The organism is Bacillus sp. 1NLA3E (assembly GCF_000242895.2).
GTDB lineage: Bacteria > Bacillota > Bacilli > Bacillales > Cytobacillaceae > Bacillus_BU.
This window is the reverse complement of record NC_021171.1, coordinates 4131160-4147309: the sequence shown is the minus strand read 5'-3', so window position 1 is coordinate 4147309 and position 16150 is coordinate 4131160. Positions and strand designations below refer to the sequence as shown.

At 38.1% G+C, this 16150-nt stretch carries 13 protein-coding genes, 1 other RNA gene and 1 pseudogene; 7 read left to right on the top strand and 8 right to left on the bottom strand.

Annotation, left to right across the window (positions count from 1 at the left end; translation table 11 throughout):
• Positions 1–67 precede the first annotated feature (67 nt).
• Both smpB and ssrA read left to right on the top strand, forming a co-directional pair.
• Positions 68–535 carry an SsrA-binding protein SmpB gene (smpB, locus tag B1NLA3E_RS19980; RefSeq protein ID WP_015595631.1) on the top strand — a complete coding sequence of 156 codons (468 nt, stop codon included), beginning with the start codon at positions 68–70 and terminating at the stop codon, positions 533–535.
• 215 nt (positions 536–750) lie between these two features.
• Positions 751–1109, top strand: a transfer-messenger RNA (tmRNA) gene (ssrA, locus tag B1NLA3E_RS24430).
• A gap of 764 nt (positions 1110–1873) precedes the next feature.
• Here the strand turns inward: ssrA and B1NLA3E_RS19975 are convergent.
• Positions 1874–3148, bottom strand: a complete 1275-nt coding sequence (locus tag B1NLA3E_RS19975; protein ID WP_015593749.1) for an IS110 family transposase — start codon at positions 3146–3148, stop codon at positions 1874–1876.
• 358 nt (positions 3149–3506) lie between these two features.
• Here B1NLA3E_RS19975 and B1NLA3E_RS25425 point away from each other — a divergent pair, with 358 nt between their 5' ends.
• The 3 genes and pseudogenes from B1NLA3E_RS25425 to B1NLA3E_RS26085 all read left to right on the top strand — a co-directional run bounded on the left by B1NLA3E_RS25425 (position 3507) and on the right by B1NLA3E_RS26085 (position 4671).
• Positions 3507–3653 (top strand): hypothetical protein, encoded by a 147-nt coding sequence (locus B1NLA3E_RS25425; RefSeq protein ID WP_187292116.1) that lies wholly within the window; start codon positions 3507–3509, stop codon positions 3651–3653.
• 110 nt (positions 3654–3763) lie between these two features.
• Entirely contained in the window at positions 3764–4069 is a 306-nt protein-coding gene (locus tag B1NLA3E_RS19970; RefSeq protein WP_015595630.1) for a DUF3231 family protein, read from the top strand.
• Between the two features lie 297 nt (positions 4070–4366).
• Positions 4367–4671 (top strand): annotated as a pseudogene (locus B1NLA3E_RS26085) (DUF3231 family protein).
• Positions 4672–4903: 232 nt separating this feature from the next.
• Here the strand turns inward: B1NLA3E_RS26085 and B1NLA3E_RS19965 are convergent.
• The 7 genes from B1NLA3E_RS19965 to B1NLA3E_RS19935 form a co-directional block, all read right to left on the bottom strand.
• A complete protein-coding gene (locus tag B1NLA3E_RS19965) occupies positions 4904–5287 on the bottom strand; it encodes a winged helix-turn-helix transcriptional regulator (RefSeq protein ID WP_041580727.1) in 384 nt (127 codons plus the stop codon).
• 867 nt (positions 5288–6154) lie between these two features.
• Complete coding sequence (locus B1NLA3E_RS19960) at positions 6155–6469, bottom strand: thioredoxin family protein (protein ID WP_015595627.1); 315 nt, start codon at positions 6467–6469, stop codon at positions 6155–6157.
• A gap of 144 nt (positions 6470–6613) precedes the next feature.
• The gene (locus B1NLA3E_RS19955; protein WP_015595626.1) at positions 6614–8092 is read right to left on the bottom strand and encodes an amino acid permease; all 1479 of its coding nucleotides are present in this window, start codon (positions 8090–8092) and stop codon (positions 6614–6616) included.
• A gap of 37 nt (positions 8093–8129) precedes the next feature.
• Complete coding sequence (locus B1NLA3E_RS19950; RefSeq protein WP_015595625.1) at positions 8130–9302, bottom strand: MalY/PatB family protein; 1173 nt, start codon at positions 9300–9302, stop codon at positions 8130–8132.
• Positions 9303–9432: 130 nt separating this feature from the next.
• The gene (locus B1NLA3E_RS19945) at positions 9433–10413 is read right to left on the bottom strand and encodes a 1-aminocyclopropane-1-carboxylate deaminase/D-cysteine desulfhydrase (RefSeq protein WP_015595624.1); all 981 of its coding nucleotides are present in this window, start codon (positions 10411–10413) and stop codon (positions 9433–9435) included.
• 17 nt (positions 10414–10430) lie between these two features.
• The gene (locus tag B1NLA3E_RS19940) at positions 10431–11603 is read right to left on the bottom strand and encodes a trans-sulfuration enzyme family protein (RefSeq protein ID WP_015595623.1); all 1173 of its coding nucleotides are present in this window, start codon (positions 11601–11603) and stop codon (positions 10431–10433) included.
• 15 nt (positions 11604–11618) lie between these two features.
• On the bottom strand, positions 11619–11984 hold the full coding sequence (locus tag B1NLA3E_RS19935; protein ID WP_015595622.1) for a RidA family protein: 366 nt from the start codon (positions 11982–11984) through the stop codon (positions 11619–11621).
• Positions 11985–12327: 343 nt separating this feature from the next.
• Here B1NLA3E_RS19935 and B1NLA3E_RS19930 point away from each other — a divergent pair, with 343 nt between their 5' ends.
• A complete protein-coding gene (locus tag B1NLA3E_RS19930) occupies positions 12328–13041 on the top strand; it encodes a helix-turn-helix transcriptional regulator (protein ID WP_015595621.1) in 714 nt (237 codons plus the stop codon).
• 757 nt (positions 13042–13798) lie between these two features.
• Positions 13799–16141 (top strand): DMSO/selenate family reductase complex A subunit, encoded by a 2343-nt coding sequence (locus B1NLA3E_RS19925; protein ID WP_015595620.1) that lies wholly within the window; start codon positions 13799–13801, stop codon positions 16139–16141.
• The last annotated feature ends 9 nt before the right edge of the window (positions 16142–16150 follow it).

The window sequence follows — 16150 nt, the reverse complement described above, 5'->3', positions numbered from 1 at the left end:
GTAGGGCTCTCTTTTCTCTAGTCACCTTTTTTGCTAAAATAGAGAGATAGAAATGAGGGGAAGTCTAATGCCAAAAGGCGAGGGTAAGGTTGTCGCACAGAATAAAAAAGCAAACCATGATTACTTTATTGAAGAAACATATGAAGCGGGAATTGTCCTTCAGGGAACCGAGATTAAGTCAATCCGTGCCGGCCGCGTTAATTTAAAGGATTCATATGCCCGGATTCTCAATGGAGAAATGTTTCTATACAGTATGCACGTTAGCCCATATGAGCAGGGAAATCGCTTTAATCATGATCCACTAAGAACGAGAAAGCTGTTGCTTCATAAAAAGCAGATTGCGACTTTAATTGGTGAAACGAAAGAAGCTGGCTATGCGCTTGTTCCACTAAAAATGTACTTAAAAAATGGATTTGCAAAAGTTTTAATTGGTCTCGGAAAAGGGAAAAAGAATTATGATAAACGTGAAGACTTAAAGCAGAAGGAAGCTAAGCGTGAAATTGCTCGTGTATTTCGCGATAAGCAGAAGATGTAACTGGGGCATGGTCATCACTTGGATTTTGTCGATTGGCGTTCGAGGAGTTTAGTTGAAAGCTGGAATGGCAAGTCAGGTAGAATGTTACAATTGAAAAATCGATTTACTATGTTATAATTATAAATGTCACCAAGGTGACAGTATAACTTTTGCTCGAGACTTCAATGAGCAATCCTAACGTCAAGCGTGCGAATAGCCGCTGACCCTTCTAACATGGGGACGCTACGGATTCGACAGGGGTAGTTCGAGCTTAGGTTGCGAGTCGAGGGGATCGGCCTCGTTAAAACGTCAAAGCCTATAACTGGCAAAACTAACAACAACCTAGCTTTCGCAGCTTAATACTGCATAGCTGTTCGCCCCTCCATCGCCTATGTGGTAGGGTAGCGGACTCACTCTAAGTAGGCTACGCCGGATTCCACCGTCTGAGGATGAAGGAAGAGAACAACCAGACTAGCTACTCTGCCGCCTGTCGGTAGGCATATGAAGTAGCGAAACGCCAATATGCCGACTACACTCGTAGAAGCTTAAGTGCCGATATTTCTGGACGTGGGTTCGATTCCCACCGTCTCCACCATACATAGGTGGAACCAAGACTAGCCAATGGCTATGTGAATTGAACTATAATTTTGCCGAATTTGCAATGAAATGCTTCAATTTACTTTAGGCAAAAATATACTTCAAATCAAATTGAATGCTGTTAAAAGAACTGTAGATAATATTCTACAGTTCTTTTTTACTTTTTTTCGTATTTTATATAAATAATGCTGGGAATATACAATTAACGGCAAATTCTTTGCAGGTAATAGGTTCGAATTCTGAAATGTCTAATGCCGCCGCTATAATATCTGAATATGGAGGTAATCCAAATTTAGGTCTTTATTTTGCTAATGGCTCTGTTAAACTCCCTCAGTTTAATGCGATTTTCTCCCGAATGCTCGCTAATTCGCAGGATTTCATAGTCCCATATTTTGAATTAACAGTTAAGTGGAATGAATTCAGATCATTATTGGCTCGTGGAGGCATAGTGAAATAAAGGGATAAATAATAACCCCAATTTTTACCATGTGATGTACATGCTCCACGCCGCCCCTGGAGGCTTTCCCTCCCATGTCTCAACGGGTCAATTGCCCTTTCATTCCTTCGTCATGCCTACCCAAGGGGTGGAGGCCAGTCAAGCTAGATTAATGGGTCTATGCCCTTTTGTTTAACAAATCTGGTACTCCGTACATATTTATTATCCTGCGAATAAGCCAGCATTCGGTTTATACAATTCTGTTATCTAATTTATTTTTGGTGTCACATTTAAGAAATCAGATTTAGTTCAAGGTTCTATCGTAACTATGCTGCCAACACAATAATGTGGTTAACTTTTTCAGGACAGTAGAACTCATTTCGGCGAGCGATGCCCACAAAAATCCTCGCAAGTTTCCCAATCAATTTCATGATTGACTTCATTTTCTTCATCTTTTTTACTTTTACATTATAGGAGTGTATTGCTTTAAATTCCGGATTATTCACTACAAGACTCATTGTAGCTAAATATAGGAAACGTCGTAGTCTAGACCTTCCTCGCTTAGAGATGACAATTTGACCTTTCCACTTCCCTGAACTTGCTTCAGCTAAGTGTAATCCAGCATGGCGAAGCAAAGAATTCCCATGAGAAAAACCACTTAAATCTCCTGCCTCACCTAAAATACCTGCCAATGAAATTACACTAATGCCTTTAATGGCAAGTAATTTATAAGCGAAAGGGATCTTTAATAGAGCATCAGTAACTTGTTCCTCCACTCTTTCGAGTTGTTTTAAAGCTAAATCATATTCCTCTAATAATTGTTCCAAATGAAATTTATAAGCATCAAGTGCTTGCTTTGTTCCAACTGATTTTCCAGCTACCTGAATGAGTAATAGTGCCTTTTTTAAACCAGGTTGTCTCTTCATGATTGATTTCCAACCCATTATTACTTCCTCGGGCTCCATAGTTCCTAATTCTACAGGGGATGGGAATAGACGAAGGGTTGCAATTGCCCCTTTAGCGGTAATATCTTTAAACACCTGTCGGAGTTCGGGAAATACAATATCTACCCACCGATTTAATTGGTTAGTAGAACTTACGAGACGCTTAACAACTACATCACGATTAGACATAAGAACCCTAAGTTTTTCAAATGACTCAGATGTAGGCCTAACCTCAGAGTAGTAACCGTTTTTCACCATATCAGCTATAACCAAAGCATCTTTTTTATCACTTTTAGATTGAGTATTATCACGATTTTCTTTATTTCTTTTTACTAAATAGGGATTTACCGTTACCACTTCAATATTATGCTTAAAAAGCCATTTTGAAAGATTAATCCAATAGTGTCCAGTAGGTTCCATCCCAACAATAGATTCATCTAAATTGTTTATTCTTTGAAGATTATTAATCCATTTTAATAAACTAGAAAATCCTTCTTCATTATTAGTAAATGTAAGTGGATCACCAACTACAATTCCGCGGAAATTAACAGCTCGGGCTACATGTAATTGTTGAGCAATATCTATCCCAACAACAAGATGTTTAACGGAAATTCTTTCTATTAGTTGATTTTGTTTGTTTTGCATTTTAAACTTCAAAGTAGGGTTCCTCCTTAAGGTTGAGTTTGAGTGGTGTCTTACTCATATCTTACTGAGGAGCCCTATTTTTTTCAAACTCGAAAAATAACGTTCTACAGGAATGCTAGAATGTTGATTTCCGTTCCATGCGCTTCGCTTTCCGCGGGGCGGGCGGTGAGCCTCCTCGGCGCTAAAGCGCCTGCGGGGTCGCACCTGTCCCGCTGCTCCCGCAGGAGTCTTCGCGCCTTCCACTCCAATCAACATTGTGCAAAAAATCAACATTGAGCTTTAACACAGCCTTGCTAATAAATCAGGGGCAGGAACAACTATAAATTATATTGATATTTGGTATACCCTTTCTTAATAAGGAGGTTCCAATATGATTATTGGAGATGTTATACAAATTGGAGATTATCAAATGAAAATAATAAATATCTTAACTGATGAGGATGGTGTAACTATAATCTCATTTTTACCAGTCAAAGCCAATTCTTTAAATAATCCTAAAGGGGTTTGGGGCAATTAACATCATGGAGGGATATTAATGGATGAGAACATTGAAAATGTGAAATTAACAAGTGCAGAAATCGCAGGATTATGGTCTACCTATATTAGCGATAGCATGGTGACTGCATTATGGCTCACTTTTCGGAGACATGTACTGATCCTGAAATCAAAACTATTATCGAAGAAACCATCCGGATTGCTAAAAATCATATGAGTACCGTTGAACAGTTATTTTTACAAGAGGGAATTGTTGTTCCAGAAGAGTTTAAGGTTGAGAAACATGTTATTCCAAATGCACCAAAACTATTCTCTGACTTATTCTACATAACATATGTGCTTGAAATGTGTAAATTTGGAGTTGGTTCACACACTGCAGGTTTTACAGCTTCAGCATGGAAAGATGTACGGTTACTGTACAAAAACTTTATAAGATGATGCTTCCCAGCAATACAATGAGACTGTTGATATTTCGCAAAAGAAAGGGATATACATTCGAATGCCTTTTATGAATTATCCCATGAAAAATACGTTGACAAGAAAAATTATTTGATAGGCTGGTTTGGCCGAAGAAGGTCCTTATCTGGAATTGAGGCTAACCATGAATGCAATTCAGAATGATTTAGGAAGGGCAACCTGTATTGGTTTGTCGCAGGTAGTTCAGGATCCGGAAATTCAAGATTACTTTATGAATGGAAAAAATTATATAAGCATTTTATAAACTCTATTCATGATGTGTTAACAGAATCTGATGTACCGACCCCATCACCTTGGGATTATAGTATAACGGATTCGACAGTTGCTCCTTTTTCAGATCACTTAATGCTTTCCATTATAGTCGTTCTCCCAAACATCGGAATTTTAACTTATGGTGAGGCTTGGCTGATAATTTGCGAAGGGATATAAGTGCCATGTATGCCAACTTCTTAACCAAGACAGGAACTTATGGAGAAGATGGTATCAATCTATTAATTGAGCTGGGATGGATGGAACAACCTCCAAAATTTGAAGATCGTGATTTAATAGCTGCAAAACAATAACTTGGTAAAACTTACAACTGGTTAAATAATGCAATGTGACAAGATTAAATCGATTGAATAAAAGCCCTTCTCGCTTGGGAGGGGCTTTTAAAACGGCAAATCCAAATCTGGAATTGGTGCCTACTCGAGCTGCTGTAGAAGTCCGGTTATGCCGTTTTCTTCATTTAAAATACTTACATGTAACCCACAGATTAAATCCTCGACCTAAATAATTGCAAGCTAAAAAACTGGACTAAATATGTTCACAAGTGTGACATTGTTTAAATAAATCCTCATTTTCACCATCACTATAAACTCTCGACCAACTACAAAAATTCTCTAAAATCTGTACTAACGAGTGACCCTTATCCGTCAAAGAATATTCGACTCTTGGTAGAATCTCATTGTCCTCGTTGTACTGCCTACGGTTTATTAACTTATTTGCTATCATTTCCTTTAATGTAGTTCCAAGAACGGTGTCGGTAACATCGATAAGTTCATTTTTTAAATCGGTATACCTCAACGTCTTATTGTATGATAAAACACAGATAATTCTTGCATTCCATTTTCCTCTGATCATATATAATGCATATTCTAAAGGACAACGAATGGTTGAGTTCAGTTTGCGTTGATACATTACTATCACATTTCCTTTCAATATTCAAAGTTGCTATCCAAAATAATTTTCTAATATCTTGATGTACCCTAAAGTATTAATATATCAAGGTTTCTTGATTATTAATGTTTTCTTGTGATTAGTAATTTTTAAAATTTGGGCACCAAACACGCCACCTGTAATCTTCTTTAGACGAGGACAAAGAATATGGAGTTTAAATGTTTCCCGAATTGTTGAGGAACTAACCGGCACCTTAATAAAATTTTGCTTGGCGGACCAGTTGGATTAGGATCACTTATCATCGCCTTGCTCTCGGGGGAATTATCCAATTTGTTAATGAAAAAAAAGATACTATATCACAGAAGGATAAATTCATTGTCCAGAGTGGAAGTCTGACCCAAATGCCATAAAAAATACCAAATCATTTCGACAAGTATTTTTATAACTCTTCTTTTTTAGACTTATTTAACAAAGCTTACAGATCGATTTCCAATGAAGGAGTCGACTTTTTAGGAATTTTAATATGATTGTATCCAAACTACATGGTGACAAATAAGGTAAGCTAGACAAGATATTTCATCAATCAAATTTCTTGTCTGGCTTATTTCCTTATTCACCACTAGAAATATTGGATATTCAGCCGCTTCTTTTTGTAGTAAGTTCACTGGACCTGTTTAAGGCGGCATTGACCAAACATTAACCTATTAAATCATAGAATTAAAATAGCCATAAAACTGAACGGCTCGCCATAGGTACATGGAATCCTACTACGGTATCGGCGCAATGCTCAGTACCGTACAACGGTTAATCCTCCTTTTCAGAGGAATCCTCTTTATTATCTTCAAAAAAGAGGGTGTCTAGAAAAGACATCCCTACTTAAAAGCCGTTTTATTTTAATCCGCTAATGAAGGTTTCAACTTCTTCCTGCGTTTTGCGATCTTTGCTTACAAAGCGGCCTAAATCCTTGCCGTTATCAAAAGCAATAAAGCTTGGAATTCCAAATACATCAAGCTGCTGACATAAGTCGATATATTCATCGCGATCTACACGAACAAAAGTATAATCATTAAATTTTGATTCTACTTCCGGCATAAACGTTTCGACAAACCTACAATCAGGACAATAGCCCGCTGAGAAAACAAATAAATGCTTCCCTTCATTTTTTAACTGTTCAAACTTCTCCATGGATTCTAAGCTTTTCATGTTCCTTACCTCCTCGTATCGTCTGTTTAGAATTCACTTTCAAGGTTATTTCCCAGTTAGTGTGATGTGCCCCCACTAACTGGAAATCTAAGTGTTATTGTTTAGAAAGTCATAAGTTGTTACGACTGTCACATTTTTATGTTTTTATTCTTTTAGGTCAAAATCACATTCTTTAAGAGGAACGACTTTTGTCTTTTTAATAATTTTATAGCCAAACCATAAAAGGAGAAAGGCAGGAATACTGATATACGTCGATACTATTTCCACCCAACCTTGATCATTAATCAATACGACTTGTCCAAATACGAAGATAAACAGGAACAATATAGTGATAATCGGCCCAAAAGGGAACCATTTAGCCTTGTACGGTAATTGACTTAAATCTCTGCCTTGGGCAATATATGCCTTACGGAAACGGTAATGACTTACCGCAATCCCCAGCCATTTGATAAACCCTGTCATGGCAGAGGCGTTCATCAGCCAAAGAAAGACAGAGCCGTTGCCGAACAAAGAAGATAAAAACGTTAGAACCCCTACGATTGAAGTGAGAAATAACGCAAACATTGGAACTCCGCGCGAGTTGAGTTTAGCAAAGATGCGCGGTGCTTTTCCTCCTTCTGCTAATGCCCAAAGCATACGGGAAGAACCATACATAGCAGAGTTTGCTGCCGATAAAACAGATGTTAACAGCACAGCGTTCATTGCGGAGGCGGCAAATGCTAATCCAGCTCTTCTAAAGACTAGTGTGAAAGGGCTGATGGAAACATTTTTGATACCTGTTTTTAGTAAATTCGGATCTGTGTAGGGGATAATCAAACCGACAACGAAAATGGTAAGCACATAGAATATAAGGATTCTCCAAAAAATAGATCGAATCGCTTGCGGCACATTTTTAGCCGGATCTTTTGTTTCACCGGCAGCAGTTGCCACTACCTCTGTGCCTTGGAAAGCAAAACCGGCTACGAGGATCACACTAAAGATTGAAAGCATTCCGCCATGAAAAGGCGCATCACCACGTGTAAAGTTACCAAAACCAACTGCATGTCCTCCCATGATTCCAAAAATCATGGCAACACCTACAACGAGGAATATAATGATTGCAATGACTTTAATACTGGCAAACCAGTATTCGCTTTCACCATAGCCCTTGACAGATAAAATATTTAGCACTAACAAAAAGGCCAAAGCCAATCCACTCCACAAAAGTGAAGACGAGTTTGGGAACCAATAGTGCATGATCATAGAGGCGGCAGTTAAGTCGGCTGGTAGTGTAATAGCAGTGGTATACCAATAATTCCATCCTAAAGCAAATCCAAAAGCGGGATCAACAAACTTTGTTGCATGTGTTTCAAACGATCCCGATACTGGCATAAACGAGGCCATCTCTCCTAGACTAGTCATGACAAAATACACCATTGCTCCTACCAGGATGTATGCTACAAGTGCACCTCCTGGTCCCGCAGTGTTGATGGCTGACCCGCTGGACACAAACAACCCGGTTCCAATTGCACCACCAATGGCCATCATCGTTAAATGCCTTGCTTCCAGCTTTCGTTGTAATCCTTTTTCTTTCTTTACGGCAGGATCGTTGAAGGTGCTTAACTCTTTTTCTGATTTCCCCATATAAGTAGCTCCTTATTATTTAATAAATGAAATTTGTTTAAAAACCACATTTACCATAATTTCCCATTATTTGTTTCAACGCACGTTCCAGTAAAGATCTTGTACAAGCAATATTTATTCTTACAAATTGACCGCTATCTTTGCCATATGTGATTCCGGCATTGACTCTAACCCCGAAATCCTCGAAAAATTTGATCACTCCTTCGCTGTCTAAGCCCAGTTCCTTACAGTCAATCCACAACAAATAGGAACATTCAGGGTACTGAACCTTTAATTTTGGTAAATGTTGATCGATAAATTCAATAGCAAACTCGATATTGTTTCGTAAATACTCATTTAATTCATCTGCGTAATAATCGCATTGATTATAAGCAGTTATTAAAGCCTCAACCCCCAAATAGTTATAATCGAAATGATACTTGACATAAATATCATCAAACGCCTTCTTTAGTTTTTTGTTTTTTACAATCACATAAGCACTAAAGAACGACGCCAAATTAAAGATTTTACTCGGAGAGTTCATCACTACTATATTTGGATCCTCTTCCTCACAAAGCTCTAAAAAGGATGTAAAAGGAAGCCCTTTGTGGATCATGTCACTATGAATTTCATCACTTATGATGATCACGTTATTTTCCCGGCATAAATCTACCATTCGGGTCATCTCTTCTTTTGTCCATACCCGACCAATGGGATTGGCAGGGTTACATACCAAAAGTATTTTTACATCCTGCATCTTCAGTTTATTATCTAAATCTGCAAAATCAATATCGTACCTTCCATTTTGGTATAACAAGGGATTGTCGACAGCTTTTCTATTGAAATTCTCAATTACCTTTTTAAATGTGGCATAGACTGGAGGCTGAATTACCACTTTGTCTCCCGGATTGGTATAAGCATCTAAAAACATCCATAAAGAGCCTGTCATTAATCCGGGAGCATAACTAATTTCGTTTTTCCTAATATTGATTTTATGATGGCGGCTATACCAACCTTTAATAGCATCCGTAAATCGAGCATGCGGAAAATATCCATATCCAAATACTCCAAAATCCACTTTTTTCCTCAGGGCATCTAATACTTCACGTGGTGCCTTATAATCGGTATCGGCAATCCCGAGTGGAATCAAAGTGCCGCCTTTCCCTTCATTGTCCCACTTATCGGAATCAGTACCAGTTCGATTCATCATTTCATCAAAGTTGTGTATCATGCCTACCCCTCATTTCTCTAAAATTACTGCAAATGCTATTACATTTTTGTGTAAATCGTTAATATTATTCAACAAAGATTTTTAGAGTCAGCTGGACATATCCCGGAATATGTCCAGGGAACAGATCCTTTTAAACGGCTCCAAACAACATATTAATCTTTTCATCCGTCCATCCAAAAATTCCACCGGTGTGAATAAACAATATGTTTTGGCTTTCTTGAAAGTTTCCATTTTTAAGTTCGTTGTACAAACCATACATCGCCTTCCCGGTATATACGGGGTCAAGGATTAATCCTTCTTCTTGTGCAAATTTCTCGATAAATTTCAGTTCATCTAATTGGCTTTTGCCATAACCTAATCCTATATAGCGATCAATAATGTTGATCTCCGAAGTCGAAAAACAGAAATGATTGTCTCTATATTGATTCATATCTGTTAAAACATGTAATATATCATGAACTGCTTCTTCACTCTGATTTAATACACTCATACCAATTATGGTTTTATTTTGATGGCTTTCTTTATTTGCATATGACAATCCGGCATATGTACCGCCTGAGCCGTTGGTCACCACAATCGTATCAAACACTAATCCTAATTCCTGTTCCTGGTGCAGGATTTCATAATAGGCGTCTACATACCCTTGTGCACCAATGCCGTTTGAGCCTCCCATCGGAATAACATAAGGGCGGTGTCCGGAGTCAATCAATTCCTCCTTCAATTCTTCGATCATAGGTGTTAAATCCCGGTACTCATTCTCACTTACAAGCTTAATCTTTGCACCTACTAATTGATTGAAAAACAGATTCCCTTCCATCCGATTTATTTCTCCGGCTTTTAAAATTAACAAAGTTTTCATTCGAAATTTAGCCGCTAAAACAGCAGTTGCTCTCGCATGGTTCGATTGAATCCCACCACTGGTAATTAGATAATCACATTTTTGGTTTTGGGCATCTTGAAGCAAATATTCCAGCTTTCTGATCTTATTTCCCGATGTAGCCATTCCTGTTTGGTCATCACGTTTGATAAAGACGGTTTTATTTAAGTGTTTATTGAAAAAGTTCAATTTTTCAATCTTTGTAGGTACATTGGCAATCGTTATTCTGTTCATAAAGCACGTTCCAATCCTTATAGTACTTTTTTCCGTAATGCAGATGCGGCTTTTACATGATCTAATGCCTTGTGTAAATCATTAAGAAGGTCATCTTTATCTTCAAGCCCGCAGCTTAGTCGAACTAACCCGTCGGTCACCCCTAATTCAATTCGTCCTTTTTCAGGGATTACGGCATGAGACATGGTGAACGGATAAGATAATATGGATTCTACCCCGCCTAAACTCACGGCGACTATCGGAATGGTCACATGGGCAAAAAAGTTTTTTACATTTTCATAGTTTCCTAAATCAAAGGTCAGGACAGCCCCTCCACTGCTTGCTTGGGAATAATGGATCTTTCTACCTTTGTGATGTTCAAGACCAGGGTAATAGACGGCCTTCACTTTGCTATGTTTTTGGAGCTCTTTCGCAATATATGCCGCGTTTTCTACTTCCTTTTCCATACGGACTTTCATTGTCTTGATTCCTCTTAAAATTAACCAACAATCATATGGGGGAAGCATACTACCAAGCATTTTTTGTGTTTTGTATAACGTATCAGAAATCTCTTGGTCGTTGGTCACAACCATTCCGGCGGTTACATCACTATGGCCGTTAATAAATTTTGTCGCACTATGGATCACGATATCGACTCCGAGTTTAATCGGATTTTGGTAAATTGGCGTCATAAACGTATTGTCAATAATGGTCAGTAGATTGTGTTGTTTTGCTAATTTTACAACACCTCTTATATCGGTTATCGTTAACAATGGATTAGAAGGTGTCTCGATATAAATTCCTTTTGTTTTTTTCCTGATTGCTTTCTTCCAGGAATCGAGATCCGTTTCGTCCACGAAAGTGTATTCGATTCCGTATCTTGGAAACATCTCGGTTACAAGCTGATAGGCCCCTCCATAGATATCTTTGCATAAGATTAAGTGATCACCTTGTGAAAAATTAAGCAGCACCGTAGAAATCGCTGCCATACCAGATGAAAAGGCATATCCATATTTTGCATATTCCAAACAGGCAATCGTTTCCTCTAAAGCCTTTCTTGTGGGATTACCAAATCGAGTATAGGTAAACTCTTGTGATTCTGTAAATTGTGCTTGATGAAAGGTGGAGGCTTGATAAATAGGTACGGATGAACTTCCAGTATGCGGATCAATTAACGGACCACCGTGAATTAATTTTGTATCTAGCTTCATCTTCCTCACTCCTTTTTATTTATCAAGTACTGCAATAACCTCAATCTCAACTAAAGCATTTTTTGGCAGTTTTTCAACTGCAACAGCCGTTCTTCCAGGGTAAGGAGAAACAAAAAATTCTTTATATGCTTCATTCATAGCATTGAAATCATTCATATTATGTAAATAGACAGTCGTTTTTATGATATTATCCATAGTGCAGCCATTTTCTTCGAGGATTGCTTTGACATTTAATAGAGATTGTCTTGTTTGATCTTCAATTTTATTGCTCGGAAATTCGTTTGTTTCTGGATTAATTGGAAGTTGTCCGGACGTAAATATTAAATTGCCTGTTATACGAAATGCTGAGTAAGGGCCAATTGCCTCTGGATATTTTTTCATTTAAAACACTCCTTAATAATTTTTTATTATCATGATAATATTATATTATCAAAAGATATTAATATATCAATAAAATTTTATAATGATTAGAATTTTTTTTATCATAAGGATATCTAAAAAAACGTTTAATTTTTTTGTTGAAATGTATAGCCAAAATCCCATGGTTATACTATTTTCATATATGAATTCTTGGTATTATTTTGTTGAACCGCTTTATCCATCTGGAAAATGTATTCAATAATTGTTAAACTTTTAAGGTGAATAGATTAATTTTTTAACCTGTTTCCACATTGATTTATCATGAGGAATTATAAGAATCTATTATTTTTATGGGGAGTTCACTATGAATATGAAAGTTAAGAATAAAGAAATTATTGATCACTACAAAAAACTGGTGGAATTTTTAGGAAAAGTCCTTGGGGAAAACTATGAGGTTATTTTACACATTATCGAGAAAGGCAATTCCTATGTTGGAGCCATTGCAAATAATCATATCAGCGGGCGAACGGTTAGTGCACCATTAACAGGACTTGCTCTTAAAATGATGAAAGACAGAACGTATTTAGATAAGGACTATATAACAAACTACAAAGGTTTTACTAAATTAGGTGAAGAAATTCGAGGTTCTACTTATTTTATTAAAGATGAAAATAATGAATTAATTGGAATGTTTTGTATCAATTTTGATTCAAGTAAACATAGAAAAATTGCCATTGACATTCTGGATTTAGTTCAGACACAACTAAACATGATAAGCCCAACTTTAGTTGAAACAGCTATTTCTAAAAAAGAAAAAATAGAAGAACACCATGATCATGAATTTATCGAATATTTTTCAGATTCAATTGAAGAGGTTGTAAAGTCAATCGTTGACCCCTCTCTTTTAAATCCAAATATCATTCTAAAACAGGAACAAAAAATAGAAATAATAAAACAGTTATACAAGAAAGGAATATTTCAATTAAAAGGTGCCGTATCCCAAGTCGCTGAGTTATTGAATGTATCTGAACCCAGTATATACAGATACTTAAAAATAATTGATAAGGATAAAAAGTAAAAGGGACTACATTTACATTGACTTTACTTATTTGATAAGAGCCTATTCGTTGAACAAGACGAAGGGCTCATTTTTTTTAGAAAACTATTTATGATCCGGTTTCCCCAACTGCACTTTTAAGTAGTCGGGTAGAAAGGAGCCTTTCTACCTTGCTATAAATTGGATCCCCCCCCTCATAGAACAGTGCTTGCCCTATTAAAGCACATGGTTCCTCCCAGTCATCATTTAAAGAATGCAGCTAATCTCTTTTCTCTCATAGATGAATGAGAATATTACCGATGGTCTTTCGCGAAGAAGTGCATAGCCTTTTTTAAAATTGCATTTTCCTCCTCCAAATCACGAATACGTTTTCGAAAGCCCGGAGCTGTTGGTAAACTGTGTCCACTTTTGAGTCTAATATCAATAAAATACTCTACCTTGTGTAGGATATCGACCAATAAATTTATTAGTAACTAATAAATTGCTGGGTTTGTTGAGCTATACTAAGCAACACTGATAAACTAAAAAAGCTTCTAAAAACCACATAGAAATATATACAAGGAGGTATGTACAGTTGGAGGTGAAAACATAGTTACAGTCTACAATCGAATTGATTTGTACAACAGACCAGCGGAAACAAAAGGTTATACAGACTGCGGAGAACCATTCCTAAAAACAATCAAAAGTCCGTAACAAAGACTTTGCTTATTTGAAACGAGAGCGTTTTAGGTTTGTCGTGGTTTACAGAAGCAAAAATGTTAGTATCGGAGGAACAGGAATGAGTATTAAACTTGACCGAAGAACCTTCCTCAAATTATCCGGAAGTGTTGCAGGAACGGTGGCAGTCTCAGGAACGTGGGAAGTTCTCACAAAAGAACAATTAGCTTCAGCAGTCAATACTGACGAGGGTACACAAGTTATTCCAGTATTATGTAATCACAACTGTGGGGGCCGTTGTCAGATCAAAGCCCATGTAAAAGATGGTGTAGTTGTAAGAATTACAACTGATGATAGACCGGACTTGGAAAATAATCCACAGTTACGTGCTTGTCTTAAAGGGCGTGCAACCCGTAACCGCGTTTATCATCCAGACCGCTTGAAATACCCTATGAAGAGAGTGGGTAAACGCGGTGAAGGTAAGTTTGAGAGAATTACTTGGGATGAGGCAACAGACCTTATAGCCAAAAATCTCAAAAAAATAGTAGATCAATACGGACCACACTCAGTTTATGTTAATTATGCCACTGGGGACGAAGGAGCCATGGCCGGAAGAACTAGTGCCAAGCGGTTAATGAATATGATGGGTGGTTATCTTGGCTATTATGGTTCCTATAGTTCCGCCTGTTTAAAATACACCGCTCCCTTCGTGACGGGATACCGGGATACCAATAGTTATCAAACTTTGCATCATTCAAAACTTATTATTTTAAGTGGATTTAATCCAGCTGAAACTGTCTTTGAGACGAACTCAAACTACTATCTGGCAAAAGCGAAAAAGGCCGGTGCCAAAGTTATTGTTATCGATCCTCGTTATACTGAATCTGCTGCAACGTTTGGGGATCAGTGGATTCCAATCGTTCCATCAACCGATACGGCTTTATTCTCTGCTATGGCTTATGTCATTATTACAGAAAATTTACATGATCAAGCTTTCTTGGATAAATATACAATCGGCTTTGATGAAGAGCATATGCCTGAAGGAGTTCCATCGGGGAATTCTTATAAAAGTTATATTTTAGGAACTACAGATGGACAGACAAAGACTCCTGAGTGGGCTGCTGCTATTACGGGAATCGATGCCAATACTATCAAAAATCTGGCAAGAGAGTATGCGACAACAAAACCTGCTCAGTTGTTGCAAGGTCTTGGCCCACAGCGTCACGCACAAGGTGAATCTTCTGTACGCGCTGGTATTGTTCTTGCCGCAATGACAGGGAACATTGGAATTCTCGGCGGCGGCTGGGGCGGCGGCGAAGGTGGCCGTAAATTAGGATTAGATGTCGGCGAATTACCTACAGGAGACAATCCTGTGGAAACACAAATCTCCGTGTTCATGTGGACGGATGCTGTGGTTCGAGGAACCGAGATGACTGAAAAAGACGGAGTTCAGAATGGTCCGCTGAAGAGCAATCTTAAGTTCATGTGGAATTTAGGCAGCAACACGTTAGTCAATCAGCACGCGGATATTAATAAAACGATTAAAATCCTAGAAGACGAAAGTAAACTAGAATATATCGTAGTATCGGAACAGTTTATGACACCAAGTGCAAAGTTTGCAGATATTCTTTTGCCGTCTGACCATGCCTTTGAACGGTATGACTTTGGCTTTCCGTGGACAGGTGAAAACTATATCCTGTTTGGAAATAAGGTCATTGAACCACCCGGCGAATGTAAGCACGATTACTGGTGGATGAGTAAAGTAGCTGAGAAACTGGGCCTTGGGGAGAAATTTACCGAAGGAAAGACCCAAGAGGATTGGATGAAACAGCTGGTTGCGGATGCACAGAAAGCAGACCCTCAATTCCCAAGCTGGGAAGAACTTAAGAAGAAGGGCCTCTATCGAAGTGATGCCAGGGAATACGTCTCATACGAAAAAGAGATTAAGGATCCAGCCAACAATCCATTCCAAACCCCTTCAGGGAAAATTGAGATTTTCTCAAAAACACTCTTTGATATGAAAAACGATGAAATTCCTGGAGTTCCTAAATACACTCCTGCCGCAGAGGGGCCTGAGGATTCGCTCAGAGAAAAATATCCGCTCCAGTGTTTTGGACCACATATTAAAAGGCGTACCCATTCAACTTGGGATGAAACTCCGTGGATGGAAGAGGCTGAGCCGCAACAGATGTGGATTAACCCTGAAGATGCTCAAGCTCGCGGACTGCAAGATGGAGATAAGGCCAAAGTGTACAATGACCGTGGAGCGCTAGTGATCCCTGTTCGTATCACCAAGAGAATTCGTCCGGGGGTTGTGTCCATTCCTCAAGGCGCTTGGTATACTCCTGACGATAAAGGAGTTTGTCAAAGAGGATGTATTAATATTCTTACCAGTCAACGTCCTACACCTCTTGCCCATGGTAACGGTCAACATACTAACTTGGTACAAGTTAAGAAACTCTAAAAGAGGAGG